Origin of the sequence: Actinacidiphila yanglinensis (assembly GCF_900107965.1) — a bacterium.
GTDB lineage: Bacteria > Actinomycetota > Actinomycetes > Streptomycetales > Streptomycetaceae > Actinacidiphila > Actinacidiphila yanglinensis.
Genome location: NZ_FNVU01000001.1, coordinates 102,501 through 128,131 on the forward strand (window position 1 = coordinate 102,501; position 25,631 = coordinate 128,131).

Here is a 25,631-nt window from a genome sequence, read left to right on the forward strand (position 1 = left end):
GCGCGGGACCCGTCGCGGGTGGTAAGGCCGCCGTCAGACCGGCTCAGGCCTGGGCCTTGAGGATGTAGTCGACCGCGTCGCCGACCGTCTTGAGGTTCTTGACGTCGTCGTCCGGGATCTTCACGCTGAACTGCTCCTCGGCAGCCACGACGACCTCGACCATCGACAGCGAGTCGACGTCCAGGTCGTCGGTGAAGGACTTGTCGAGCTGGACGTCCTCGGTGGGGATGCCGGCGATCTCGTTCACGATGTCGGCGAGACCCGCGACGATCTCTTCCTTGGTGGCCATGTGTACGGCGCTCCTTGATGTTTCGCTGTCGATGCGGCGTGCGGGACTGCGGCGCCGCGAGGTGTGACTAGGGGAGAGTAACGACCGTGGCCGCGTAGACCAGCCCCGCCCCGAAACCGATGATCAGTGCGGTGTCGCCGCTCTTGGCCGCGCCGGAGGCGAGCAGCCGCTCCATCGCCAGCGGAATGGACGCGGCCGAGGTGTTCCCGGTGGTCTCGACGTCGCGTGCGACCGCGACGTGCTCGGGCAGCTTGAGCGCCTTGATCATCGAGTCGATGATCCGCATGTTGGCCTGGTGCGGGATGAACGCGTCCAGGTCGGCCGAGGTGATCCCGGCGGCGTCCAGCGCCTCCTGGGCCACCCGTGCCATCTCGTACACCGCCCAGCGGAAGACCGCCTGGCCCTCCTGCGTGATCGCCGGGAACTTGACCTCGCCCTTCGAGTCCACCGGGAGCTGCGAGACGTCGCCGCTCCGGAACTCGTCCCAGGCCACGGTCTGCGTGATCGTCTGCGACTTGTCGCCTTCCGAGCCCCAGACCGTCGGGCCTATGGCGGCTTCCTTCGACGGGCCGAGCACCACGGCGCCCGCGCCGTCGCCGAAGAGGAACGCGGTCGCCCGGTCCTCCTTGTCGGTGAGGTCGCTCAGCCGCTCCACGCCGATCACCAGGACATGGCCGGCCGTGCCGTCGGTGATCATGCCCTTGCCGAGGGTCAGGCCGTAGGTGAAGCCCGCGCAGCCGGCCGAGATGTCGAACGCGGCCGGCTTGCCCGCGCCGATCCGGTGCGCGATCTCGGTGGCGACCGCCGGGGTCTGCTTGAAGTGCGAGACGGTCGCGACCACGACCGCGTCGATGTCGGAGGCGTCGATGCCCGCGTCGGCGATCGCCTTGCCGGCCGCCTCGATCGACATCTCGGCGACGGTCTCCTCCGGACCGGCCCAGTGCCGGGACGCGATCCCGGAGCGCGACCTGATCCACTCGTCGCTGGAGTCGATGTGCTCGAGGATGACCTCGTTGGGGACCACCCGGACCGGGCGGTAGCCGCCCACACCGACGATCCGCGCGTGCGGGGCACCCTTGCTGGGGTTGATCTTCGCTGTCATCGCTGCGGGTGCTCCTCTGTCGCGTCCTGCGGGATGGAGTCTTCCGGTCGGGCGGCCGGCGTCGCGCCCGCCGCCTCGGCGGCCAGCTCGCGGGCTGCCGCCAGGTGCTCCGGTGTCTTCAGCGCCAGCGTGCGGACCCCGGACAGCGCCCGCTTGGCCAGCCCGACCAGCGTGCCGCCCGGCGCCACCTCGATGATCGCGGTGACCCCGAGCTGCCGGAACGTTTCCATGCACAGGTCCCAGCGCACCGGATGCGAGACCTGGGCGACGAGCCTGCGCACGACCTCGGCGCCCTCGTTCACCGTCTGCCCGTCCGCGTTCGAGACATACGGCAAGGACGGGTCCGCGACGGTCAGGGTCTGCGCGAGCGCCTCCAGCGTGGCCACGGCGGGGGCCATGTGCGTGGTGTGGAAGGCACCGGCCACGCTCAGCGGGCGCACCCGGGAGCCCTGCGGGGCGTCGGCGGCGAGCGCGGCGAGCTGGTCCTTGGTGCCGGCCGCCACGATCTGGCCGGCGCCGTTGATGTTCGCCGGGCTGAGGCCGAGACCGTTGAGGTGGGCGACCACCGTGTCCTGGTCACCGCCGAGCAGCGCGGACATGCCGGTCTCGGTGATCGCGGCCGCGTCGGCCATCGCCCGGCCGCGGGCGGCCACGAAGGTCAGCGCGTCCTGTTCGGAGAGCACACCGGCCAGCACCGCGGCGGTGATCTCGCCGACGCTGTGCCCGGCGACCGCGTCGGGCCGTCCGGTGCCGCCGTTGCCGAACAGGCCGAGCTCACCGGCCGACAGCAGGCCGGCCGCGACCAGCAGCGGCTGTGCGACCTTGGTGTCGCGGATCTCGTCCGCGTCCGCCTTGGTGCCGTAGTGGACCAGGTCGAGGCCGACCACCTCGGACCAGCCGGCAAGGCGGTCGGCGGCGCCGGGCAGTTCGAGCCAGGGAGTCAGGAAGCCGGGCGTCTGGGCGCCTTGGCCGGGAGCGACGAGTACGAGCACGTTCACACTCTCTCTCGCGAGCGGGTATCACCGCCCGTGGGGACAAGGACGAAGAACTGTCAGCCGATTTGTGGGTGTCCAACAAAGGTGTCAGCGCGGCCGGTCGCCGTTCGAGAGTCGTCCCAGGATCAGCGCGATGCGCAGGGTGAACGCCGAACGTACGTCGGAGGGTGACCAACCGGTGACATCGGTCACACGTCGCAGCCGGTAGCGCACGGTATTGGGGTGCACGAACAACATCCGTGCGGCACCTTCGAGCGAGGATGCCTGCTCCAGGTAGACACTCAGAGTCTCCAGTAGCGCAGAGCCCGCCTCTTCCAGCGGCCTGTAGATCTCCTCCACCAGTTGACTCCGAGCATAGCGGTCGCCCGCCATCGCACGCTCAGGTAGCAGATCGTCCGTGAGTACCGGGCGTGGCGCGTCCGGCCAGGCCCGGCACGCCTTCAATCCGGCCGCCGCCGCCTGCGCGGACCGGGTCGCCGACAGCAGGTCGCCGACGACCGGGCCGGCCACCACCGGACCCGGGGCGAACGGCCCGATCAGCGCCTTCGCCACCCGGATCGGATCGTCGTCGCCGCCGGCGATCACCACCAGCCGCTCGCCGAGCACCCCGGTGAGCACCTGGAGTTTCGCGTGCCGGGAGGCCCGCCGGATCGCCTCCACGGTCAACTCGCTGTCGCCGTTGGGCGCGGTCCCGAGCACCACCACGATCTTGTCCGGCGAGTTCCAACCGAGCGCCGCGGCCCGCGACAGCACGCCCTCGTCCGCCTCGCCGGACAGCACCGCGTTGACCACCAGCGACTCCAGCCGGGCGTCCCACGCGCCGCGCGCCTCGGCGGCCTGCGCGTAGACCTGGGCGGTGGCGAACGCGATCTCCCGGGCGTAGACCAGCAGCGCCTCGCGCAGCACGCCCTCGTCGCCCGGCGCCGCGACCTCGTCGATCGCCGACTCCATGACCTCGATGGTGGTGCGCACCATCTCGACGGTCTGGCGCAGCGAGATCGCCCGGGTCAACTCGCGCGGTGCGGTGCCGAACACGTCGGTGCTGATCGCCTGCGGCGCCTCGGGGTGGCGGAACCACTCGGTGAACGCGGCGATACCCGCCTGCGCGACCAGCCCGATCCAGCTGCGGTTCTCCGGGGGCATCGCCCGGTACCACGGAAGTTGCTCGTCCATCCGCGCGATGGCGTGCGCGGCCAGCCGTCCGGCCGACTTCTCCAGCCGCCGCAGGGTCGCGGCATGGTCGCCGCGGGGCGGCTCCGCGGACGGGTGCGGCGGTCGCCGGTTCTGCGGGTTCTGCGGGTCCTGCGCGGGATGGGGCACGGTCCAAGCCTGCCTTATGGGCCCGGCCGCGCGCGGAGCGGGTTGTCCGTTTCCGCTATCCGTACGCGGGTTCGGCGGACATCAGCCACACCAGGTACTCGGCGTCGGCGGCCGCTTCCGCCTGCCGGGCGGGGGAGTTGGCGGCGCGCAGGGCGTCGCCCGGGCCCAGCCGGGCGTCGCCGACGCGGACGGTGCCGCGCAGCACGTGCAGGTAGAGGAAGGGGGCGCCGGGCAGCGGCACCGTGCCGCGGGCCAGGTACAGCACCGCGTGCGGCTGGCGCAGCGGCAGCGGGGCGTCCGGCGCGGCGGACGCCAGCAGGTGCAGGCCCGGTCCGGACGGTGCGGCGCCGGTCGCCACGGTGTGCGCGGGCGGGCCGCCGGCCGGTTCCGGATGCAGCCACATCTGGAGGAAACGGGCGGGTCCGGCGCCGGGGTTGCGCTCGACATGGCGGACACCGCCGCCCGCGCTGAGCAGTTGGGCGTCGCCCGCGCGCAGCCGGGTCGCGGTGCCGTCGGCGTCGCGGTGCTCCAGCTCGCCCTCGATCACCCAGCTGACGATCTCGGTGTCGCGGTGGGCGTGCTCGGTGAAGCCCGCGCCGGGCGCGAGCCGTTCCTCGTTGCACGCCAGCAGCAGCCCGAACCGTACGTTCGCCGGGTCGTAGAAGCCCGCGAAGGAGAACGCGTGCAGCGTCTCGACCCCGGCCGGCGGGTCGCCGCCGGGGTAGCGGTGCTCCGCGCGCCACACCGTGTCCCCGACGGTCATCCGGCCGCCCGCAGTTCGGCGAGGACCGCGTCGGTCAGCCGCGGCCACAGCGGCAGCGCCCAGTCGCCGAAGGCGCGGTCGGTCAGCGTCACGCAGGCCGCGCCCGCGGCCGGGTCGACCCACAGGAAGGTGCCGGACTGGCCGAAGTGGCCGAAGGTCGCGGGGGAGGAGCCCGCGCCGGTCCAGTGCGGCGACTTCGTGCCGCGGATCTCGAAGCCCAGGCCCCAGTCGTTCGGGTCCTGCCGGCCGTACCCGGGCAGGACGCCCTTCAGGCCCGGGAACGCCACGGAGGTCGCGGTCGCGACGGTGGAGGGGTGCAGCAGCCGCGGCGCCTGCAACTCCGCGGCGAACCGCAGCAGGTCCCCGACGGTGGAGACGCCGCCGTACGCGGGCGAGCCGTCCAGCGCGGTGTCCGCCATGCCCAGCGGCTCCAGCAGTGCCTGGCGGGCGTACTCCGCGAACGGCATCCCGGCCGCCTTCTCCAGCGTCTCGCCGAGCAGTTCGAAGCCGGCGTTGGAGTAGATCCGGCGGGTGCCGGGCGCGGCCATCGGCCTGGGCGCGTCGAAGGCGAGGCCCGAGGCGTGGGCGAGCAGATGGCGTACGGTCGAGCCGGCCGGGCCCGCCGGGTCGTCCAGCTCGAACACCCCCTCCTCCCAGGCCACCAGCACCACGTAGGCCGCGAGCGGCTTGGTCACCGATGCCAGGGGGTACCTCCGGTGGAGGGCGCCGTGGGTTCCGGCCACGGTGCCGTCCGCCCGGACCACGCCCGCGGAGGCGTTGGGCACCGGCCATTCAGCGATCGTCGCGAGGCTCTCCATGGGGCCGACCCTACGGGGTGCCCCGTCCTGTCGGTCGAGGGACCACCTGTCGGTGGCCGGTTGCTCGCGCAGTTCTCCCCCAGCCTGGAGGCTGGGTGCCCCCACGCGTCCCTGGTCGATTGCCCTGTTTCCGCGAAAAGAGCCGCAGCCACCCACGGGCGCGGGTTGGCCTTCTTTCCGCGGAAGGAGCCGCACATACCCAGGGGCGCGTGGGGGCACCACCCAGCCGCCAGGCTGGGGGAGAACTGCGCGACAAGCCACCCACGGGCCGCAAGGTCCGGGTGCTTCCTCAGCCGGGCAACCCGGGCGGTCCCGCTTGCTTCGAGCGCACTCGAAGGTCTTAGCGTGGGGGCATGACGGTCGCGCAGGTGGCGAAGAGCAAGCCCAGCAACACAGTGAATTGCGCCGACAGCGAGACGCATCTGCGTCCCGACGGCCAGGACCAGTACACGATCAGCGAGGTCGCGGACTTCACCGGCCTGAGCGCCCACACGTTGCGCTGGTACGAGCGGATCGGGCTGATGCCGCACGTGGACCGCTCGCACACCGGCCAGCGCCGGTTCAGCAACAAGGACCTGGACTGGCTCGCGTTCGTCGGGAAGCTGCGGCTGACCGGGATGCCGGTCGCGGACATGGTGACGTACGCGGAACTGGTGCGCGCGGGCGACCAGACGTTCGCCGCGCGGCAGGCGCTGCTGGAGTCGACCCGGGTGGACGTGGTGAACAGGATCGCCGAACTCCAGGACACCCTGACGGTGCTGGACCACAAGATCAGTACGTACGCATGCGCCCACCGGGCGCCGGAGAGGACAGCGTGATGAACGGCGGGGAAAAGGCCGGCGCGGGGCGGCTGGGCACGGAGCGGCTGGGCACCGACGGACCCGTGGTGGGAATCCAGGGCCTCGGCTGCATGGGCATGAGCGAGTTCTACGGTGACACCGACGAGGCCGCCGCCCGCGCCACCCTGGAGGCCGCGCTCGAACGCGGCGTGACCCTCTTCGACACCGCGGACATCTACGGCAACGGCGCCAACGAGGAGTTCCTGGCGCCTTTCGTCCACGCGCACCGGGACGAGATCACCCTGGCCACGAAGTTCGGGATCGTCCGCAAGCCGGAGGACCCGTCGTACCGGGCCGTCGGCAACGACCCGGCGTACATCGCGAAGTCGATCGACGCGAGCCTGAAGCGGCTGGGCACCGACGTGATCGACCTGTACTACATGCACCGCCGGGACCCGGGGGTGCCGCTCGCCGAGTCGGTGGGCGCGATGGCCGACCTCGTGGCCGCGGGCAAGGTCCGCCACCTGGGCCTGTCGGAGGTGACCGGGGCGGAGCTGCGCGAGGCGCACGCGGTGCACCCGATCGCGGCCGTCCAGTCGGAGTGGTCCCTGTTCAGCCGGGACGTGGAGCTGTCCGTGGCCGGCGCCGCCGCCGACCTCGGGGTGGCCGTCGTGCCGTACTCGCCGCTCGGCCGCGGCTTCCTGACCGGGTTGTTCCAGGACGCCGGCAGCGACCTGTCCGAGGGCGACTTCCGCCGCCACCAGCCGCGCTTCACCGGCGCCAACGCGCAGCACAACGCGGACCTGCTCGCCCCGGTGCGCGAGGCGGCGGCGGCGCACGGCGCGACGCTCGGCCAGATCGCGCTGGCCTGGGTGCACCAGCGCGCCGACGTGCACGGCGTCGCGGTCGTGCCGATCCCCGGCACCCGGAAGGCGACGCGGGTCCTCGAGAACACCGCGGCCGCCGGGATCACCCTGACCGACGCCGAGTTGGCGTCGCTGGAGCCGATCGCCGCGAACGTGGCCGGGGACCGCTACCCCGACATGAGCGGCACCTCCGCGGCCCGGGAGTAGCCGGGAGCCGGCGGCCGGCGAGCGGGGTGAGGCGGCGCACCGCCCGGGTCAGGGTCTGACCCGGGCGGTGCGGATCGCGGCGAGCACCGCCGCGGCGAAGGGCAGGGACTCGTGCACCGATCCGTAGCCGAGGCCGAAGATCACGCTGGCCGGGTCCTGGTCGGCGGGCGGCAGCGGGGTGACCGGTTCGCGCAGCAGCAGCCGCAGGTGCCCGTTGACCCGTTCGGGTGAGTGCCAGTCGACGCCGGCGAGGTCCTCGACCGGGAACGTCCGGTCGCCGGAGTTCCATTTGGCGGTGGACGCGCCGGTGCGGAACCAGTGGAAGCCCACCGCGCGGCCGTCGAAGGTGGCCTTCGCGTCGTAGGCCTTGAAGGAGCGGGGTACCGCCGGTGCCGGGACGAGGAAGCGGCCGGCCGGTTTCGCGGTGACCTCGGCGCTGCGGATCGCGTCGCGCAGCAGGTCGCGGAAGGTCTCGGCGTCCGCGCGGCTCTGCTCGGGCAGCACCAGCCGGTAGGGGTCGGCGCTCTCCCGCAGCTGGCCGTCGGCGGCCTCGATCAGCGGGTCGGAGCCGGGCCGGGGCGCCGCGCGCAGGATCAGCGAGCCGGGGCGGCCGTCGGCGAGCTCGACGTCCTCGAGCGCCTCGTACGGCACGCGCCGCTCACCGAGCGCCTGGAGCAGCCGCGAGCCGCGCAGGCCCCTGCTGTACCGGATCACCACGGCGTCGGGTTCGCAGTCCCATACGGCGTTGTTCCCGGCCAGCACTTCACCCATAAGGCTCAGCTTATGGGTGGTTCGGCCGACTGCGCCCCTTACCCGCTACGCGCGTCATCGAAAGGACGGCGGCTTTTCGGGGCGGTCGGCGGCTCAGACAAGACCGCTGGTGCAGGTGTGTCCCGTGGGACAGATGACCGCTGAATAGTCGCCGAGAGCGATGTCCGCGAAATTGGCGAGACTGGTCGTCCCGGGTACGAAATAGCCCGCGTGGCCGTCGGCGCCGGCGGCGCTGACCACCCGGGCGCCGAAGCCGCCGGAAATCGGATCGGGGCCGTGGCCGAGCCCGGCGAACTCCACGTGCGGCACGTCGGCGATCCAGTCCCCGGCGTCCCGGGCGGCCCAGACGTGCGCGGTGGTGCGCAGGTCGGCGACGTCGTCGGCGCGCATCCCCGGGCTGCCCATGACGGCGATGTCCCGCACCCGGCCGGGCGGCAGGTGCGGGGCGGCCAGCCCGCACAGCACGGACCCGTACGAGTGACAGAACAGCGCGACGTCGCGGCGGCGGGGCAGCGAGGCGAGCAGGGACTCCAGCCGCAGCGCGCCGCGGGCGGCCAGGGTGCCGGTGGACGCCTCCAGGCCGAGCCCGTGCGGCGTGTCGTAGTCCGCCCAGGCGATCACCGCGGTGCGGGCCCCCGGCCGGGCCGCCAGCTCCGCCCCGTACAGCGCGCGGGCCATGCCGTCGGTCACGGAGTACGCCTTGGCGTCGTCGCGCTCGAAGCTGGACAGGTCGGTGCCGACGCCCGGGACCACCACGGCGATCCGGGTCGCGGTGCGCAGGTCGCCGAGGACCTCCGCGACGCGGCCGTCACCGGTCGGGTCGTAGGCGAGGATCTGCCGGTCGCCGGAGAGCAGGGACGTGTCCAGGTCGGCGAGGTCGGTCGCGTCGGCGTGGCCGGCCGCGGTGAGCTGGTCGCTGCGCTCGCGGGCGAGGTCGGAGGTCCGCTGGCGGGTCAGCGCGAACCGGTTGGCCCGGTAGCGCAGCGCCGGGTCCACGCCGTCGAGGTTCCCCACCACCAGGGGGTAGCGCCGGACCAGGCCGAGCCGCTGGGGGGCGGTCAGCGCGGCGAAGAAGCGCGTGACGGTGGCGGGGGCCGCGCCCGGGTCGGGCAGCCGGCGGTCGCCCACGCTGCCGCGGGCCCAGGCGGCGAGGGCGGCGGCCATGGCGTCCTTCGCCGCGTGCGGCCGCAGCGCCGCCGTCCAGCCCGTGGTGGCCAGCAGCACGAAGGCGACGGCCAGGGCCAGCAGCGGACGTACGACGGCCGGACGGGGCCGGCGGGCCGGGGCGCGGGCGGGAGCCGGTGCCGCGGCCGGACTGCGGTGCGCGGGCACGGTGCCGACCGCCCGGCGGGGGCGCGGCGGGCCTGCGGGGCGGGCGCCGGGTAACGCGCGGTCCGGACGGGCGGGGGACGGGACGGGACGTGCGGAAAGCGGAATCACGCGCTCCTGCCCGGTCGGTCCGTCCAGGGTCCCGAATTCCCGGGGCGGAGAGGCGGCTGACCTCGCGTCAGATGGGGATGCCCGGGATACTACGGCACGGCACGGGCCGGTCGGCCCGTGCCGTGCCGTGGGTGCCGCGCGGCACCACCGTCCTGGCTACGCGTCGCCGCCCGCCGCGCCCGGGTGGGCCGCGGAGGCGTCCAGCAGCTGGTAGCGGTCCACCGCCTGCTTGAGCGCGGAGCGGTCCACCTTGCCCTCGGCGGCCAGCTCGGTGAGCACCGCCAGCACCACCGACTCCGCGTCGATGTGGAAGAAGCGGCGGGCCGCACCTCGGGTGTCGGCGAAGCCGAAGCCGTCCGCACCCAGCGACGTGTACCGACCCGGCACCCAGCGGGCGATCTGGTCCGGCACCGAGCGCATCCAGTCCGACACGGCCACGAACGGGCCCTGCGCGCCGGACAGCTTGCGGGTCACCCACGGCACCCGCTGCTCCTCCTCGGGGTGCAGCAGGTTGTGCTCCTCGACCGCGACGGCCTCGCGGCGCAGCTCGTTCCACGAGGTGGCCGACCAGACGTCGGCGCGGACGTTCCACTGCTCGGCGAGGATGCGCTGCGCCTCCAGCGCCCAGGGCACCGCGACGCCCGAGGCGAGGATCTGCGCCGGGATCTCGCCGGCGGTGCCCGGCCGGAACCGGTGCACGCCCTTGAGGATGCCCTCGACGTCGGCGTCGGCCGGCTCGGCCGGATGCTGGATCGGCTCGTTGTAGACGGTGAGGTAGTAGAAGACGTCCTCGCCCGGCTTGCCGTCCGCGGTCTCGCCGTACATCCGGCGCAGGCCGTCCTTGACGATGTGCGCGATCTCGAAGCCGTACGCGGGGTCGTAGGCGACGCAGGCCGGGTTGGTCGAGGCCAGCAGCTGGGAGTGGCCGTCGGCGTGCTGGAGGCCCTCGCCGGTCAGCGTGGTCCGGCCGGCCGTCGCGCCGAGCACGAAGCCGCGGGCGAGCTGGTCGGCCATCTGCCAGAACTGGTCGCCGGTGCGCTGGAAGCCGAACATCGAGTAGAAGACGTAGACCGGGATCATCGGCTCGCCGTGGGTGGCGTACGCCGAGCCCGCGGCGATCAGCGACGCGGTGCAGCCGGCCTCGGAGATGCCGTCGTGCAGCATCTGGCCGGTCGGCGACTCCTTGTAGGCGAGCAGCAGCTCGCGGTCGACCGACTCGTACTGCTGGCCGAGCGGGTTGTAGATCTTCGCGCTCGGGAAGAACGCGTCCATGCCGAAGGTGCGGTACTCGTCGGGGGCGATCAGCACGAACCGCTTGCCGATCTCCTTGTCCCGCATCAGGTCCTTCAGCACCCGCACGAACGCCATGGTGGTGGCGATCGACTGCTGTCCGGAGCCCTTCTTCGCGGCCGCGTACGCCTTGTCGTCGGGCAGCGGCAGCGGCTTGGCGCGGACGATCCGGGTCGGCACGTAGCCACCGCACGCCTTGCGGTGGTCGTGCATGTACTGGATCTCCTCGGAGTTCCGGCCCGGGTGGTAGTACGGCGGGTAGCCCTCGTCGAGCTGCTTGTCGGTGATCGGCAGGTGCAGCCGGTCCCGGAAGCGCTTCAGGTCGTCGACGGTGAGCTTCTTCATCTGGTGGGTCGCGTTGCGGCCCTCGAAGTTCGGCCCCAGCGTCCAGCCCTTGATGGTCTGGGCGAGGATGACGGTCGGCTGGCCCTTGTGGTGCATGGCCGCGGTGTAGGCGGCGAAGACCTTGCGGTGGTCGTGGCCGCCGCGGCCCAGGTGCAGGATCTGCTCGTCGGTGAGGTCCTCGACCATCTTGCGCAGCCGCTGGTCGTCGCCGAAGAAGTGCTCGCGGATGTACGCGCCGGTCTCGGTGGCGTAGGTCTGGAACTGGCCGTCCGGCGTGATGTTCATCTTGTTGACCAGCAGGCCGTCGCGGTCCTGGGCCAGCAGCGGGTCCCAGGAGCGGTCCCAGACCAGCTTGATGACGTTCCAGCCGGCGCCGCGGAACTGCGACTCCAGCTCCTGGATGATCTTGCCGTTGCCGCGGACCGGGCCGTCGAGCCGTTGCAGGTTGCAGTTGACGACGAAGGTCAGGTTGTCCAGGCCCTCGCGGGCGGCGATGGACAGCTGGCCCAGCGACTCCGGCTCGTCCATCTCGCCGTCGCCGAGGAACGCCCAGACGTGCGACTTGGAGGTGTCGGCGATACCGCGCGCCTCCATGTAGCGGTTCATCCGGGCCTGGTAGATCGCGGACAGCGGGCCCAGGCCCATGGAGACGGTCGGGAACTCCCAGAAGTCCGGCATCAGCCGCGGGTGCGGGTAGCTGGACAGGCCGTTCGGCGCCTTCGACTTCTCCTGGCGGAACGCGTCGAGCTGCGCCTCGCTGAGCCGGTCGAGCAGGAACGCGCGGGCGTAGATGCCGGGCGAGGCGTGGCCCTGGAAGAAGACCTGGTCACCGCCGAGGCCGTCGTCCTTGCCGCGGAAGAAGTGGTTGAAGCCCACGTCGTACAGCGACGCCGAGGAGGCGAAGGTCGCGATGTGGCCGCCGACGCCGATGTCGGGCCGCTGCGCACGCGAGACCATCACCGCAGCGTTCCACCGGGTCGCGTTGAGGATCTTGCGCTCGATCTCCTCGTTGCCCGGGAAGAACGGCTCGTCCTTGGTGGCGATGGTGTTGACGTAGTCGCTGCTGCGCATCTCGGGGACCGCGACACGCTTCTCGCGGGCCCGCTCGATGAGGCGGAGCATCAGGTAGCGGGCGCGTTCCCGGCCCCGCTCGTCGATGGCCGCATCGAGCGAGTCGAGCCATTCCGCCGTCTCCTCGGGATCGAAATCCGGGACCTGGCTGGGAAGGCCGCCAATGATGATCGGGTTGCGATCTGATCCGGAAGCCACGCTGTTCCTTCGCTCGCTAGGACTGCTACGGGATGTTCGGGACGTGAGGCAGGGGGCCGCCGACGCGGCTCGCGCCGCGTCCATCGTGTACCGCAGCCGTTCGATACGTCATCTCTACCGGGCGGTAACCCCTGGTGGGCGGCCAAACCTGAACTCTACGCCCACTCGGACGTACGACCGACTCGCGGTGCCAACACTCTGCAAAACCGGCAACTCCGGCACATGCGCGTGATCTGCGTCACCATAGGGGGTGTGGGTGGCGGCGGTGGAGCCGGGGAACTTGCCATGAAGACGGTCGAATCGTCACCGTTTCGGCGGTCTCGTACCGCGGGTACTTGCGCGATCCGCCCCGCCCGTGTGGACTACCGCCAATAAGCTCGCACCGCCGCGGGCACATACAGGACCATGAAGACCCGCACGAATTCTGTGCCCATGACAGGAGGCAAAGCGTGAGCGCGACCGCGGACCACGCGGAGGAGCGGACCAACCCGGCGAGCCGGCTTGGTTTCGAGCCCGGACAGGTGGTCCAGGAGCTCGGGTACGACGAGGATTGCGACCAGGAGCTCCGTGAGGGGATCGAGGAGCTCACGGGTGAGGAGCTCGCCGACGAGGAGTACGACGACGTGCCCGACGCCGTCCTGCTGTGGTTCCGCGAGGACGACGGCGACCTCACCGACGCGCTCGTCGACGCCACGTCGACGATCGACCCCGGCGCCCCGATCTGGCTCATGACCCCTAAGACCGGGCGTGACGGGCACGTGGAGCCGAGCGAGATCGGTGAGGCCGCGCAGACCGCCGGCCTGGCCCAGACCAGCAGCGTCAACGCCGCGAAGGACTGGACGGGCAGCCGTCTGGTGACCCCGAAGGCGGCCAAGGCCGGCAAGCGCTGAGGGTCACTTTTCGCCGATCGGTTCGCCGCGGGGGTCCGGTAGTAGGGCGCCCGCGCCCCGGGGTGGGCTGAGCGCGCAGTTCCCCGCGCCCCTGGCATGCGCACCTTTTCCGCGGCGCGCAACCATCACAGGGGGCGCGGGGAACTGCGCGAGAAGCGAGTGCTGCCCGCGGGCGGGCGGCGCTCCGCAACCACGATGGCGGAGCCGTTCATGCCGATCCACGCGGGCGACCCCGCTCCCGATGTCCGGTTGAAGGACCAGCACGGCCGCAGCGTCGACCTGGCGGACCTCCGGGGCCGCAAGAACGTCGTGCTGATGTTCTTCCCGTTCGCCTTCACCAGCGTGTGCACCGGTGAGCTGCAGGCCGTGCAGGGCGAGTTGCCCTCCCTGCAGAGCGAGCACACGCAGGTGCTCGCGGTGTCGTGCGACTCGATGCACGCGCTGCGCGCCTTCTCCGACGCCGAGCGTCTGGACTTCCCGCTGCTGAGCGACTTCTGGCCGCATGGAACGGTTTCCCGTGCCTACGGCGTCTTCGCCGAGGACAAGGGCTGCGCGCTGCGCGGCACCTTCGTCATCGACCGGCAGGGCGTCGTGCGGTGGACCGTGGTGAACGGCCTGCCGGACGCGCGTGACCTTCACGAGTACGCAAAGGCGCTCGCAGCGCTGTAGTAACCGGGAACGGGTCACTAAGCTCTGGACGTTGATCCAGCAAGGCAGTACACAACGACCCATACCGCAGCAACGGGCGGGGAAACCGACAGGAGGACTCGTGGGAGTCAGCCTCAGCAAGGGTGGCAACGTCTCGCTGACCAAGGAGGCGCCGAACCTCACGGCGGTCGTCGTCGGTCTGGGCTGGGACGCCCGCACCACCACCGGCAGCGACTTCGACCTCGACGCGAGCGCGCTGCTCACCGACGAGCAGGGCAAGGTCCTTTCCGACCAGCACTTCGTCTTCTTCAACAACCTGAAGAGCCCGGACGGGTCGGTCGAGCACACCGGCGACAACCTCACCGGTGAGGGCGAGGGCGACGACGAGGTGATCAACGTCAGCCTCGCCACGGTGCCGGCCAACGTGGCGAAGATCGTCTTCCCGGTCTCCATCTACGACGCGGAGCCGCGCCAGCAGAGCTTCGGCCAGGTGCGCAACGCCTATATCCGCGTGGTCAACGCCGCCGACGGCGCCGAGCTCGCGCGGTACGACCTGACCGAGGACGCCTCCACCGAGACCGCCATGGTCTTCGGCGAGCTGTACCGGCACGGCGCCGAGTGGAAGTTCCGCGCCATAGGCCAGGGATACGCCTCGGGACTGCGCGGCATCGCCCAGGACTTCGGCGTCAACGTCTAGGGCGCCACCGGCTGCCCACCATCACGCAGAGGGGGAAAGGACCACGATGGGCGTCACGCTCGCCAAGGGGGGCAACGTCTCCCTGTCCAAGGCCGCACCGAATCTCACCCAGGTGCAGATCGGTCTCGGCTGGAGGGCCCGCTCGACCACCGGTGCCGACTTCGACCTGGACGCCAGCGCGCTGCTGTGCTCCGGCGGCCGGGTGCTGGGGGACGAGTACTTCGTCTTCTACAACAACCTCAAGAGCCCGGACGGCTCGGTCGAGCACACCGGCGACGACCTGACCGGCGGCAGCGGCGGTGACGACGAGACGATCCTGGTCGACCTGTCCAAGGTGCCGGCCAACGTCGAGAAGGTCGTCTTCCCCGTCTCGATCTACGACGCCGACGCCCGGGTGCAGACGTTCGGCCAGGTCAGCGACGCGTACATCCGCGTGCTCAACCAGTCCGACGGCGTCGAGCTGGCGCGGTACGACCTGACCGAGGACGCCTCCACGGAGACCGCCATGATCTTCGGCGAGCTGTACCGGTACGGCGGCGAGTGGAAGTTCCGTGCAGTCGGACAGGGGTACGCCTCGGGACTGCGCGGCATCGCCCTAGACTTCGGGGTCAACGTTTCGTAAAGCCGCGTACCGCGCGGGGGACCCTTGTCTCAAGGGATTCACAAGGGATTGGGTGGGAAGCACGTGCTCCTCAGAACTTTCGGCTGGTCGTTCGGCATCACTGCCGCCGGCCTGGCCCTGGCCGGCATTCTCTGGGGAGGCAAGGGCCTCGCCATCGTCGCGATCCTGTCCATCCTCGAGATCTCCCTGTCGTTCGACAACGCCGTCATCAACGCGGGCATCCTCCGCAAGCTGAACGCGTTCTGGCAGAAGATCTTCCTGACCGTGGGCGTGCTGATCGCGGTCTTCGGCATGCGACTGGTCTTCCCGATCATCATCGTGGCCGTCACCGCGAAGCTCAGCCCGTGGGAAGCGGTCCGGATCGCGGTCAACGACCACGACCGCTACGAGACCCTGGTGACCAACGCGCACCCGGCGATCGCCGCCTTCGGTGGCATGTTCCTGCTGATGATCTTCCTCGACTTCATCTTCGAGGAGCGGGAGATCACCTGGCTGTCCTGGCTGGAGAAGCCGCTGGCCAAGCTCGGCAAGCTGGACATGCTGTCCGTGGCGGTGGCCATGGTCGCCCTGGTCATCGCGGGCACCACGGTGGCGGACTCCGTGCCGCTGCACGGCGGCCACGGCACCGTCGACAAGGCGGAGACGGTGCTGCTGGCCGGCGTCGCCGGTCTGATCACGTACCTGGTGGTCGGCGGTATCTCGTCCTTCTTCGAGGAGCGTCTCGAAGAGGACGAGGACGATGCCGACGACGGTGCCGACGGCGAGGAGGGCGGCGAGCGCAAGGTCGAGGAGCCCGCGCTCGGCGCCAAGGTCCCGGCGGCCGCCAGCGGGGCCACCGCGGCCCAGGTGGTGGGTCTGGCCGGCAAGGCCGCGTTCTTCATGTTCCTGTACCTGGAAGTGATCGACGCGTCGTTCTCCTTCGACGGCGTCATCGGTGCCTTCGCGATCAGCAACGACATCTTCGAGATCGCCCTGGGTCTGGGCATCGGCGCGATGTACATCCGGTCGCTCACCGTCTACCTGGTCCGCAAGGGCACCCTGGACGACTACGTCTACCTGGAGCACGGCGCGCACTACGCGATCGGCGCGCTGGCGGTCATCCTGCTCGTCACGATCAAGTACGACGTCAGCGAGGTCGTCACCGGCCTCGTCGGCGTTGTCCTGATCGCGGCCTCCTACTGGTCGTCGGTGGTACGCAACCGCCGTCTCGGGGAAGAATCCGAGCAGGCGGACGACGACAAGGCGGAAGTCACGTCCGGGGTGTGACCCCGGACGCGTTCCTGCCGCTGCCCCCGCCGTCCGGCGGGGGCAGCGGCGTGTCGGAGCGACGTCCGGTGCAGGCAGTGAGCGGCAGTGAGCGACAGGGGAGGACGTACAGCGATGGCCTGGTGGCGGTTCCTGCGGCCCAGCGGCCCGGAGCAGTTCGACGTGATGAACGCGCACAGCGTGGAACTCACCAAGCGGCACCCGGAGTTGTCGCTGACGAAACACGGCGCCGCGGTCGGCAACATGCGGGTCAACCTGTCCTGGCAGATGCGGCCGTCCGACTCCGGGGACTGGGTGACCGACCGGGGCAGCTTCCTGCGCCGCCAGATCGACGTGTTCAAGCCACGTGTGGTCCAGGCGGCCGGCCCGGCGATGGTCAACGTCGACCTCGACCTGGCGTGCATGTACGAACTCGCCGACGGCACCAAGGGCGTGGTGCAGCCGCTCGGCAACTTCCTCGGCGACCTGGACGCGCCGCCCTACGTCCAGATGAGCGGTGACGACCGGTTCGGCGGCACCTCGGGCGAGACGCTGTACATCAACTTCGACAAGCGCGAGGAGTTCAAGCGCCTGCTGGTGTTCGTCTACATCTACGACGGCACGCCGGCCTTCGACCGGACCCACGCGAAGGTGGAGATCTTCCCCGGCTCGGGCCCGCGGATCGAGATCCCGCTCACCGAGCGGGAACCGCAGGCGCGGTCCTGCGCGGTGGTGCTGATCGAGAACCGCAAGGACGAGATGGTCGTGCGCCGCGAGGTGAAGTACGTCTACGGCTTCCAGGCCGAGATCGACCGGCTCTACGGGTGGGGCCTGCAGTGGGGCCGGGGCTACAAGTCGAAGGTGTGAGAGCCGCCGGGGCCGGCCGGTGGCGCTGCCCGGCGGCCGTTCCCGCGGCGGGCCCGCCGCCGGCTGCTCACGCGTGCTGGAACTGGGGGCCCTGCGGCGGCAGCTTGAACTGGCCGTCGGCGCCGCCGGCCGCGACCGGCTGCGGGTAGCCGTAGGCGGGGTAGCCCTGCTGCGGCTGCTGGTGCACCACGGGCCGCTGCGGTGGCGGCGGGGGCGGCGCCGCGGCGGCCACCGGCTGCGGGTAGCCGTACGCGGGCTGCGCGGGCACGTGGGACGGGTAGGGCGCCGGGAGCGGGTAGCCGTAGGCGCCGGCGGGCTCGGCCGCGGGCATGGTGGGCCCCGCGGCGCCGGTGAAGCCGCCGGTGGGCGCGGGCATCGGGGCGGTGGGTCCCGCGGCGGCCGTGGCGCCCTGTGGGGGCGCCTGGTGCCGGCCGTGGGAGGGGGCGCCGCCGGCCGAGTCGGGCTCCCCGTCGTCGACCGCGATGCCGTACTCCGTGGCGAGGCCGACCAGCCCGGAGGCGTAGCCCTGGCCGAGCGCGCGGAACTTCCAGCCGGATCCCCTGCGGTACAGCTCGCCGCAGATCAGCGCGGTCTCCTGGCCGGTGTCGGGTACCACGTCGAAGGTGGCCACCGGGGCGGCGTGCTGCGGCCCGGCCGCGTCGTACAGCGCCAGCACGAGGTCGTGCACCAGCCGGAACGGCCCGCCGTCGCAGGACGCGGCGACCACCACCCGGTCCACGCCGGGGTCCAGCGCGGCCAGGTCGACCTCCACGGTGTCGGTGAGGCCCTCCGGACCGCGCTTCTTCGGCAGGTGCCGGGCCAGGCCGGACGGGTGCCGGGGCGCGTTGTAGAAGACGAAGTCGGCGTCCGACCGCACCCGGCCGTCGGGGCCGAGCAGCAGCACGGAGGCGTCCACGTCGGGAGTGCCCGCCGCCGGGCTCCAGCGGAGCACCGCGCGGATGCCGGAGACGTCCAGCGGGATGTTCGAGCCCTTCACCATCACGTGCGTCATGACCGCCATCCTGCCTGCCCGGCGGGGCGGCCCACAACGCCGCCGTCACGCGGGCGGCGCGCCGGGGGTGTGAAGGGCGCGGGGATGGACACCCGGCAGACCTGAGGCGGTTACCTGTTTGTCACGCGTTGAGGGAACCTTTGCCTCACGGCCGCACGTACGATTATCGGCCACGCGATTGACGCGTGTGGGCGCTGCTGCGATCCTGAAGGGGGGCATATGCGACACTTCGGACACCTTGCGTCGGATCTCAGAGGTGAACTCTTCCATCGGGAACCTCAGGAGTTCACCCCGGACTCCTCTGCCCGCATCCTCGCGACCGCCCTCGGCGCCACCCTGTACAGCCCGGCCACCCGCCCGCAGCTCGCCGACGACGTGATCAAGCAGGCCGCGCGCGGTGTCGTCTCCATGGTGCTGTGCCTGGAGGACTCGATCGACGACCGCGACGTGGAGGCCGGGGAGGCCAACATCGTCCGGCAGTTCGCCGACCTCGCCGGCCGCCCCGGCGCGGAGCAGGCGGTGCCGCTGCTGTTCATCCGGATCCGCACGCCCGCCCAGATCACCGACCTGGTGCGGCGGCTCGGCGACACCGTGCGGCTGCTGTCCGGATTCGTGCTGCCCAAGTTCACCGAGGAGAGCGGCGTCCCGTTCCTGGAGGCGCTCACCCTCGCCGAGAACGCCTGCGGGAGCCGGCTGTTCGCGATGCCGGTACTGGAGTCCCCCGAACTGCTGCACCTGGAGAGCCGGGTGGAGACGCTGTACGGGATCTCCCGCACCGTCGACAAGTACCGCGACCGGGTGCTCGCGCTGCGGCTGGGCGTCACCGACTTCTGCTCCTCCTACGGCCTGCGCCGCGCGCCCGCGATGACCGCGTACGACGTGCAGATCGTCGCCTCCGTCATCGCCGACGTGGTCAACGTGCTCGGCCGCGCCGACGGCAGCGGCTTCACGGTCACCGGCCCGGTCTGGGAGTACTTCCGGCACCACGAGCGGATGTTCAAACCCCAGCTGCGGCGCAGCCCGTTCACCCCCGAGGCCGAGGACCTGCGCGACGCGCTCATCCAGCAGGACATGGACGGCCTGCTGCGCGAGATCGAGCTCGACCGGGCCAACGGGTTGCAGGGCAAGACCTGCATCCACCCCAGCCACGTGCCCCTCGTCAACGCGCTGAGCGTCGTCACGCACGAGGAGTTCTGCGACGCCGCCGACATCCTGCGCGAGGACCGCAGCGGCGGCGGGGTGCTCCGCTCCGCCTACACCAACAAGATGAACGAGGTGAAGCCGCACCGCGCCTGGGCCGAACGCACCCTGCGCCGCGCCGAGGTCTTCGGTGTCGCCCGCGAGGACATCGGCTTCGTGGAACTGCTCGCCGCGAGCCTGCCGTCCTCCTGACGAGCGCCCGCCGTCCCCCCGCACGTGAGGAAACCCGTCTGATGTCAACCACCGCGCCCTGGACCGGGCAGTGGGTCACCGACCGCCTCGGGGTCACCCTGGACGGCGACGGCCTGGCCGACCTGCTCGGCCTGGCGCTGCGGCGCAACCCCAAGCGGGCCCACCTGCTGGTCTCCCAGGTGCTCGGCAAGCACGTCCCGCAGGACCCGCGCACGGTCTACGGGTGCGCCGTCGGGCTGGGCGAGCGGGTCCGGGACCTGCTGGGCGAGGCCGGGACACGGGAGGCGGTCGTGCTCGGCTACGCGGAGACCGCCACCGGCCTCGGCCACGCGGTCGCCGACGGCATCGGCGGCGTGCCCTACCTGCACTCCACCCGCCGCGCGGTGCCCGGCGTCGCCGCGGGCGGCGGCTTCGAGGAGGAGCACAGCCACGCCACCTCGCACCTGCTGCTGCCGGAACGGCCCGCGCTGCTGGCGGGTCCCGGACCGCTGGTCCTCGTCGACGACGAGTTCTCCACCGGGCGCACCATCCGCAACACCATCGCCGCGCTGCACGCCGTCCACCCCCGCGACCACTACGTCGTGGTCGCCCTCACCGACATGCGCGCGGCCGCCGACCGCGAGGCGCTGACCGCCTTCGCGGCCGCGCTGCCCGCGCGCGTCGACGTGGTCGCCCTGGCCGCGGGAACGGTCGGCCTCCCGGACGGAGTGCTCGGCAGGGGCCAGGCCCTGGTCGCCGCGCACGCGGCGGACGACCCGGCGACGACCGCGACCGGCGGCCCGCTCGCCGACATCCGCCGGGTGCCGCTGGAGTGGCCGGCCGGCGTCCCCGACGGCGGGCGGCACGGCTTCCTCCCGGAGCACCGGACCCTGCTGGAGGCCGCGCTGCCGGCGATGGGCGCCCGGCTCGCCGACGCGTTGCCGCCCGGCGCGGAGCGCGTCCTCGTGCTCGGCAACGAGGAGCTGATGTACGCGCCCCTGCGGCTGGCCCAGGCGCTCCAGAGCGCCCTGGAGGAGGGCCGCCGCACTCCGCCCGCCGTCCGCTACTCCACCACCACCCGCTCCCCGGTACTCGCCGTCGACGACCCCGGGTACGCGATACGCCACCGGATCGCCTTCCCCGCGCACGACGACCCGACCGACGCGGGCAGCACGGACCGGTACGCGTACAACGTGCGGGGGTTCGACGCTGTGGTCTGCGTGGTGGACTCCACCGGGGACACCCCCGCCCTGCACGCACCCGGCGGGCTGCTGGACCGGCTGGCCGCCGCCACCGACTCGGTACTGCTCGCGGTGGTGCCGTCCTACCGACCGAACGGAGCCAGGCACGCGATGAGCCCGACCAGCCCGAGCGGCCCGACCACGGAGCCCCACCCCCCGCACGACCTGGCCGAGCCGCTCCGGGGGCCGGAGTTCTCGTCCTACCCGCCCGAGGAGGTGGGCTGGCTGCTCAAGGACCTCTCGGACGTGGAGCTGGAGGCGCCCACCGAGGAGCGCGAGGAGGCCATCCAGTCCGGCGGCGCGCACTACGCCGAATCGCTGCCGGTGGAGTACCAACCCACCCCGCAGTACCAGGAGTTGTTCCGCTCCGCGCTGGACGCCTCCGCGCCGCGGATCGCCCGCGCGGTCGGCGCGGTCACCGAACTCGTGCTCGCCGAGCGCGGTCCCGACGCCGTCCTGGTCTCGCTCGCCCGCGCCGGCACCCCCGTCGGCGTGCTGATGCGCCGCTGGGCCCAGCACGCCCACGGGCTGCGGCTGCCGCACTACGCGGTCTCCATCGTGCGCGGCCGCGGCATCGACGCGAACGCGCTGCGCTGGCTGGCCGCCCACCACGACCCGGCCAACGCGGTGTTCGTCGACGGCTGGACCGGAAAGGGCGCCATCACCCGCGAACTCGCCGCGGCCCTGGACGAGTTCAACGCGGCGGCGGGCCTGGCTTCCGGCGCCGGCGGGTTCGACCCGGAGATCGCGGTCCTCGCCGACCCCGGCGGCTGCGTGTCCACCTACGGCACCCGCGACGACTTCCTGATCCCCTCCGCCTGCCTCAACTCCACGGTCTCGGGGCTGATCTCCCGGACCGTGCTGCGCGACGGCCTGATCGGCCCGCACGACTTCCACGGCGCGAAGTTCTACCGCGACCTGGCCGGCTCGGACGTCTCCGGGCTCTTCCTCGACACCGTCTGCGCCGCCTTCGACGCCGTCGCCGACGGTGTCGCCGAGGACGTCAAGTCCCTGCGCTCGCAGGACCGTTCACCGACCTGGGCGGGCTGGGCCGCGGTCGAGCGGATCAGCCAGGAGTACGGCATCGGCGACGTCAACCTGGTCAAGCCCGGCGTCGGCGAGACCACCCGGGTGCTGCTGCGCCGGGTGCCGTGGAAGATCCTCGCGCAGCGCGGGGCGGGCGCCGACCTGGACCACGTACGACTGCTCGCCGCGCAGCGGGGGGTGCCCGTCGAGGAGGTCGGCGACCTGCCGTACTCCTGCGTCGGCCTGATCCACCCGCACTTCACCCGCGGCGCGACCGGCGTGGACGGCAAGGCGGTGGCCGCGAAGTGAGCCGTGCACCGATGCCCCTGCACAGCGGCACCGTCGTCGCCAGCGACCTCGACCGCACCCTCATCTACTCCGCCGCCGCGCTGGGCCTGGCCATGCCCGACGAATACGCGCCGCGGCTGCTGTGCGTCGAGGTCCACGAGGCCAGGCCGCTGTCGTACCTCACCGAGGAGGCGGGGCGGCTGCTGGTCGAACTCGCCGACACCGCGCGGTTCGTGCCCACCACCACCCGCACCCGCAAGCAGTACCGCCGGATCAGCCTGCCCGGGCGGGTGCCGCGTTACGCGATCTGCGCGAACGGCGGGCACCTGCTGGTCGACGGGCGCACCGACCACGACTGGCACGCGGAGATGCGGCGCCGGCTGGACGACGGCTGCGCGCCGCTCGCCGAGGTGCGCGCGCACCTCGCCGCCACCGCCGACCCGGACTGGCTGCGCAAGGAGCGGATCGCGGAGGAGCTGTTCGCGTACCTCGTGGTCGACCGCGACCGGCTGCCCGCCGGCTGGGTCAAGGAGCTCGCCGTCTGGGCGGAGGAGCGCGGCTGGACCGTCTCCCTCCAGGGGCGCAAGATCTACGCGGTGCCCAAGCCGCTCCGGAAGTCCGCGGCGCTCGCCGAGGTGGTCCGCCGCACCGGGGCGCAGTCCGTGCTCGCCGCCGGGGACTCCCTGCTGGACGCGGACCTTCTCATGGCCGCGGATGCGGGCTGGACGCCCGGGCACGGTGAGCTGGCCGACACCGGGTGGACGGCTCCCCACGTCACCGCGCTTCCCACTGCCGGGGTGGCTGCGGGGGAGGAGATTCTGCGGCACATGCTGGTCCGCGTGGAGCGGTAGCGGGACCGCCCGTGAGTGGGGTGCGGTGCGGTTTCCGGACCACCTGTCGGTGGGGGGTGCTCGCGCAGTTCCCCGCGCCCCTTTGACCGTCCGGGGGGCGCTTGCTGTTCGTTTCCGGATCACCCGTCCGTGGAGGTTGCTCGCGCAGTTCCCCGCGCCCCTGCGGGGCCCTCCGGGGCGTGGGCTGTCCGTCGGCGGACCACCTGCCGGTGGGGGGTGCTCGTGCGGTTCTCCCCCCAGCCCGGCGGCTGGGAGGTGCCTCCACGCGCCCCTTGAGGCGGTCAGGAATCTTCCTCGGGGGTGACCACGCGGGAGCAGTGGGGGCGGCCGGATTCGGCGCGGGTGGCGTTGGGCCGTTCGCTGGCGGCGATGAAGGCGATGGCTTCTTCCTGGGTGCGGCCGCCGTGGACGTGGCGGTGGAGCAGCCTTCGTTCACGCAGCCGCCGGGGGGCCTCGACGAACCACAACTCGTCGAGCAGGTCGCGTACTTCGGACCAGCCGGGTTCGTCGTCGGCGAGGTAGTTCCCCTCGGTGACGACGAGCCGGGCCGAGGGGAGGACGGCCAGGGCGGCGGCCACCGGCTCGTCCAGGTCGCGGTCGAACCCGGGTGCGTAGACGGGCCGTTCGCGGGTCGCCCGGAGCCGGCGGAGCAGGTGGACGTAGCCGTCGACGTCGAACGTCTCGGGTGCGCCCTTGCGGCCGCGCAGGCCCAGCCGGTCCAACTGGGCGTTGGCCAGGTGGAATCCGTCCATCGGCACGTACGCCGCCGTGTCCGCGCCGAGCCGCGCGTTCACCGCGTCGACCAGCCGGCGCGCGAGCGTCGACTTGCCCGCGGCGGGCGCTCCCGCCAACCCGAGCAGGGCTCTGCGGCCTGGAATGCTGGGCACCAAGGCGATCACGTCGTCGACGAGCATCTGGTCAGCCTAGGTCAGGCCAGAGCTTCGCACCGCATACGGGAGAAGACGTTGTACGAGACGAAGAACCCGCAGCTCACCCCGGAGCTGTACGCGTACGTCCTGGCGCACAACCCTCCGCTGTCCCCGGCGCAGCGCGCCCTGGTGGACACCACGCACCGCGAACTGGCCGCCGACGCCGGGCTGCAGACGGCCGAGGAGCAGGGCCCGCTGCTGTCCTTCCTGGTCCGGCTCACCGGCGCGCGGCAGATCGTGGAGGTCGGCACGTTCACCGGTTTCTCGACCCTGTCGATGGCGGCGGCGCTCCCGGAGGGCGGCCGGGTCATCGCCTGCGACATCTCGGAGGAGTGGACCTCGGTGGGCCGCGCGGCCTGGGCGGACGCGGGCGTCGCGGACCGGATCGACCTGCGGATCGCCCCGGCGATCGAGACGCTGCGGGCGCTGCCCGAGGGCCCGTGGATCGACCTGGTCTTCCTCGACGCCGACAAGGGGTCGTACATCGACTACTGGGAGGAACTGGTGCCGCGGATGAACCCCGGCGGCCTCCTGGTGGTCGACAACACCCTCTTCCACGGCGAGGTGACCGATCCGGGCCGGGGCGGCTCGGCCGCGGCGATCAGGGCGTTCAACGCGCGGGTGCGCGCCGACGAGCGGGTCGACGACGTGCTGCTGACGGTCGCGGACGGGCTGACGCTGGCCCGGAGGGTGTGAGGGGGCGGTCCGCGGGGCCGGTCACGGGGCCGGCGGGGGCACCGGCCGCCCGTCCGTCCCGGCGGGCCTGAGCAGGGCCGCGAGCAGCGGGCGGTAGTGGGCGAAGGGCGGCACCTCCGCGGCCGGGTCCTTCGCCCGCTCGTCCCAGCGGCGCAGTGTCACCGCGTCGCGGGCGTACGGCTCGGCCTCGTACTCCCGGGCCTGCTCGACCGTCATCGGGCCGCCCTGGAGGGCCAGGGTCCGTACCGACTCGGCGGACAGCTTGTCGTGGTAGCCGGGCTCGGCGCGGCACAGGTAGCGCTTGGCGGCGACGTGCAGCCGGACCGGCTCGGTGACGTCGGGGCCGAACCACGCGGCGAGCCGGTCCGCGCCGGCGTGGCTGTGCCGGTTGTCGGTGCCTTTCAGCCACTCCTCGCCGCTCACGGTGCCGTGGAAGTGCCCGATGTCGTGCAGCAGCGCCGCCGCGACCAGGGCCGCCCGGGCGCCGTCGGCCACCGCGAGGGCCGCGGCCTGCAGCATGTGCTGTGCCTGGGTGACGTCCTCGCCGAGGTACTGGTCGGCGCCGGCGCCGAGGAAGAGGGCTTCCAGGTCGTCGAGGGGAGCGGTGTCCGGCGAGCCGGCCCGGTCGGTGGTGGCGTCCATGGCCGGAAGATGCCACACGCGGCGGGGCGTTCGGCGTCACCCGGGTTACCTGTGGATGAACGGCGGCGCGCGGGGTGCCTGCCGCTAGGCTGAGCGCATGCCCCGATACGAGTACCGCTGCAAGGCGTGCGGCTTCACCTTCGAGATGCGCCGCCCCATGTCCCAGTCCGACGCGCCCGCGCCCTGCCCGCGCGGCCACGCCGACACGGTGAAGCTGCTCTCCACGGTGTCCGTGGGCTCGTCGTCCTCGGCGCCCTCCGCCGCGTCGGGCGGCTCGGCGCCCTCAGCGGGCGGCGGCTGCTGCGGCGGGGGCTGCTGCGGCTGAAGAAGCCGGGCCTCAGCGGCTGAACCG

25 protein-coding genes are annotated in these 25,631 nt (G+C 72.3%); 13 read left to right on the forward strand and 12 right to left on the reverse strand.

The features are described 5' to 3' along the window. Positions 1 to 43: 43 nt before the first annotated feature. From C4U44_RS00450 to C4U44_RS00475, 6 genes are all read right to left on the reverse strand, one after another. Entirely contained in the window at positions 44 to 289 is a 246-nt protein-coding gene (locus tag C4U44_RS00450) for an acyl carrier protein (protein ID WP_103883533.1), read from the reverse strand. Between the two features lie 67 nt (positions 290 to 356). Then, entirely contained in the window at positions 357 to 1,391 is a 1,035-nt protein-coding gene (locus tag C4U44_RS00455) for a ketoacyl-ACP synthase III (protein WP_103883534.1), read from the reverse strand. Beyond that, complete coding sequence (locus C4U44_RS00460; RefSeq protein ID WP_103884126.1) at positions 1,388 to 2,383, reverse strand: ACP S-malonyltransferase; 996 nt, start codon at positions 2,381 to 2,383, stop codon at positions 1,388 to 1,390. The genes C4U44_RS00455 and C4U44_RS00460 overlap by 4 nt, the downstream gene beginning before the upstream one ends. A gap of 90 nt (positions 2,384 to 2,473) precedes the next feature. Then, positions 2,474 to 3,613: a PucR family transcriptional regulator gene (locus C4U44_RS00465; protein WP_235031775.1), complete on the reverse strand. Its 1,140-nt coding sequence runs from the start codon at positions 3,611 to 3,613 to the stop codon at positions 2,474 to 2,476. A 148-nt stretch (positions 3,614 to 3,761) separates the two neighbouring features. Continuing rightward, positions 3,762 to 4,469 carry a pirin family protein gene (locus tag C4U44_RS00470; protein WP_103883536.1) on the reverse strand — a complete coding sequence of 236 codons (708 nt, stop codon included), beginning with the start codon at positions 4,467 to 4,469 and terminating at the stop codon, positions 3,762 to 3,764. After that, positions 4,466 to 5,287: a serine hydrolase domain-containing protein gene (locus tag C4U44_RS00475; RefSeq protein WP_103883537.1), complete on the reverse strand. Its 822-nt coding sequence runs from the start codon at positions 5,285 to 5,287 to the stop codon at positions 4,466 to 4,468. Before C4U44_RS00475 ends, C4U44_RS00470 begins: the two co-directional genes overlap by 4 nt. Positions 5,288 to 5,640: 353 nt before the next feature. On the opposite strand from C4U44_RS00475, the gene C4U44_RS00480 reads away from it, so the two are divergent. Further along, complete coding sequence (locus tag C4U44_RS00480; RefSeq protein ID WP_103883538.1) at positions 5,641 to 6,105, forward strand: MerR family transcriptional regulator; 465 nt, start codon at positions 5,641 to 5,643, stop codon at positions 6,103 to 6,105. After that, a complete protein-coding gene (locus tag C4U44_RS00485; RefSeq protein WP_103883539.1) occupies positions 6,105 to 7,139 on the forward strand; it encodes an aldo/keto reductase in 1,035 nt (344 codons plus the stop codon). The genes C4U44_RS00480 and C4U44_RS00485 overlap by 1 nt, the downstream gene beginning before the upstream one ends. Positions 7,140 to 7,187: 48 nt before the next feature. On the opposite strand, the gene C4U44_RS00490 is transcribed toward C4U44_RS00485, so the two are convergent. The 3 genes from C4U44_RS00490 to aceE form a co-directional block, all read right to left on the reverse strand. Next, a complete protein-coding gene (locus C4U44_RS00490) occupies positions 7,188 to 7,910 on the reverse strand; it encodes a DUF4429 domain-containing protein (protein ID WP_103883540.1) in 723 nt (240 codons plus the stop codon). A 93-nt stretch (positions 7,911 to 8,003) separates the two neighbouring features. Beyond that, positions 8,004 to 9,158: an alpha/beta hydrolase gene (locus tag C4U44_RS00495; protein WP_235031776.1), complete on the reverse strand. Its 1,155-nt coding sequence runs from the start codon at positions 9,156 to 9,158 to the stop codon at positions 8,004 to 8,006. A 348-nt stretch (positions 9,159 to 9,506) separates the two neighbouring features. Then, on the reverse strand, positions 9,507 to 12,254 hold the full coding sequence (aceE, locus tag C4U44_RS00500) for a pyruvate dehydrogenase (acetyl-transferring), homodimeric type (RefSeq protein WP_103883541.1): 2,748 nt from the start codon (positions 12,252 to 12,254) through the stop codon (positions 9,507 to 9,509). Positions 12,255 to 12,703: 449 nt separating this feature from the next. Between aceE and C4U44_RS00505 the strand changes: the two genes are divergently transcribed. The 6 genes from C4U44_RS00505 to C4U44_RS00535 all read left to right on the forward strand — a co-directional run bounded on the left by C4U44_RS00505 (position 12,704) and on the right by C4U44_RS00535 (position 17,223). Beyond that, the gene (locus C4U44_RS00505; protein WP_103883542.1) at positions 12,704 to 13,144 is read left to right on the forward strand and encodes a DUF3052 domain-containing protein; all 441 of its coding nucleotides are present in this window, start codon (positions 12,704 to 12,706) and stop codon (positions 13,142 to 13,144) included. 210 nt (positions 13,145 to 13,354) lie between these two features. Further along, positions 13,355 to 13,813: a peroxiredoxin gene (locus C4U44_RS00515; RefSeq protein WP_103884128.1), complete on the forward strand. Its 459-nt coding sequence runs from the start codon at positions 13,355 to 13,357 to the stop codon at positions 13,811 to 13,813. A gap of 100 nt (positions 13,814 to 13,913) precedes the next feature. Continuing rightward, complete coding sequence (locus C4U44_RS00520) at positions 13,914 to 14,489, forward strand: TerD family protein (RefSeq protein ID WP_103883544.1); 576 nt, start codon at positions 13,914 to 13,916, stop codon at positions 14,487 to 14,489. A gap of 46 nt (positions 14,490 to 14,535) precedes the next feature. Continuing rightward, positions 14,536 to 15,111 (forward strand): TerD family protein, encoded by a 576-nt coding sequence (locus tag C4U44_RS00525; RefSeq protein WP_103883545.1) that lies wholly within the window; start codon positions 14,536 to 14,538, stop codon positions 15,109 to 15,111. A gap of 63 nt (positions 15,112 to 15,174) precedes the next feature. Then, the gene (locus C4U44_RS00530) at positions 15,175 to 16,377 is read left to right on the forward strand and encodes a DUF475 domain-containing protein (RefSeq protein WP_103883546.1); all 1,203 of its coding nucleotides are present in this window, start codon (positions 15,175 to 15,177) and stop codon (positions 16,375 to 16,377) included. Between the two features lie 114 nt (positions 16,378 to 16,491). Beyond that, positions 16,492 to 17,223 (forward strand): TerD family protein, encoded by a 732-nt coding sequence (locus C4U44_RS00535; protein WP_103883547.1) that lies wholly within the window; start codon positions 16,492 to 16,494, stop codon positions 17,221 to 17,223. Positions 17,224 to 17,290: 67 nt separating this feature from the next. Here C4U44_RS00535 and C4U44_RS00540 read toward each other — a convergent pair whose 3' ends face one another. Then, positions 17,291 to 18,235 (reverse strand): TerD family protein, encoded by a 945-nt coding sequence (locus tag C4U44_RS00540; RefSeq protein ID WP_103883548.1) that lies wholly within the window; start codon positions 18,233 to 18,235, stop codon positions 17,291 to 17,293. A gap of 219 nt (positions 18,236 to 18,454) precedes the next feature. On the opposite strand from C4U44_RS00540, the gene C4U44_RS00545 reads away from it, so the two are divergent. Genes C4U44_RS00545 through C4U44_RS00555 form a run of 3 tightly spaced genes read left to right on the forward strand, consistent with a single transcriptional unit; the run spans position 18,455 to position 23,012 of the window. Continuing rightward, entirely contained in the window at positions 18,455 to 19,627 is a 1,173-nt protein-coding gene (locus tag C4U44_RS00545) for an HpcH/HpaI aldolase/citrate lyase family protein (protein ID WP_103883549.1), read from the forward strand. A 41-nt stretch (positions 19,628 to 19,668) separates the two neighbouring features. Further along, a complete protein-coding gene (locus tag C4U44_RS00550) occupies positions 19,669 to 22,182 on the forward strand; it encodes a phosphoribosyltransferase (protein ID WP_103883550.1) in 2,514 nt (837 codons plus the stop codon). A gap of 11 nt (positions 22,183 to 22,193) precedes the next feature. After that, a complete protein-coding gene (locus C4U44_RS00555; protein WP_103883551.1) occupies positions 22,194 to 23,012 on the forward strand; it encodes an HAD family hydrolase in 819 nt (272 codons plus the stop codon). A 281-nt stretch (positions 23,013 to 23,293) separates the two neighbouring features. Here the strand turns inward: C4U44_RS00555 and C4U44_RS00560 are convergent, their stop codons facing one another. Continuing rightward, complete coding sequence (locus tag C4U44_RS00560; RefSeq protein WP_103883552.1) at positions 23,294 to 23,926, reverse strand: nucleoside/nucleotide kinase family protein; 633 nt, start codon at positions 23,924 to 23,926, stop codon at positions 23,294 to 23,296. A 51-nt stretch (positions 23,927 to 23,977) separates the two neighbouring features. Here C4U44_RS00560 and C4U44_RS00565 point away from each other — a divergent pair, with 51 nt between their 5' ends. Further along, positions 23,978 to 24,637 (forward strand): O-methyltransferase, encoded by a 660-nt coding sequence (locus tag C4U44_RS00565; RefSeq protein WP_103883553.1) that lies wholly within the window; start codon positions 23,978 to 23,980, stop codon positions 24,635 to 24,637. Between the two features lie 21 nt (positions 24,638 to 24,658). On the opposite strand, the gene C4U44_RS00570 is transcribed toward C4U44_RS00565, so the two are convergent. After that, the gene (locus C4U44_RS00570; protein WP_103883554.1) at positions 24,659 to 25,279 is read right to left on the reverse strand and encodes a phosphonate degradation HD-domain oxygenase; all 621 of its coding nucleotides are present in this window, start codon (positions 25,277 to 25,279) and stop codon (positions 24,659 to 24,661) included. A gap of 97 nt (positions 25,280 to 25,376) precedes the next feature. On the opposite strand from C4U44_RS00570, the gene C4U44_RS00575 reads away from it, so the two are divergent. After that, complete coding sequence (locus tag C4U44_RS00575; protein WP_103883555.1) at positions 25,377 to 25,604, forward strand: FmdB family zinc ribbon protein; 228 nt, start codon at positions 25,377 to 25,379, stop codon at positions 25,602 to 25,604. Positions 25,605 to 25,631: the final 27 nt, after the last annotated feature.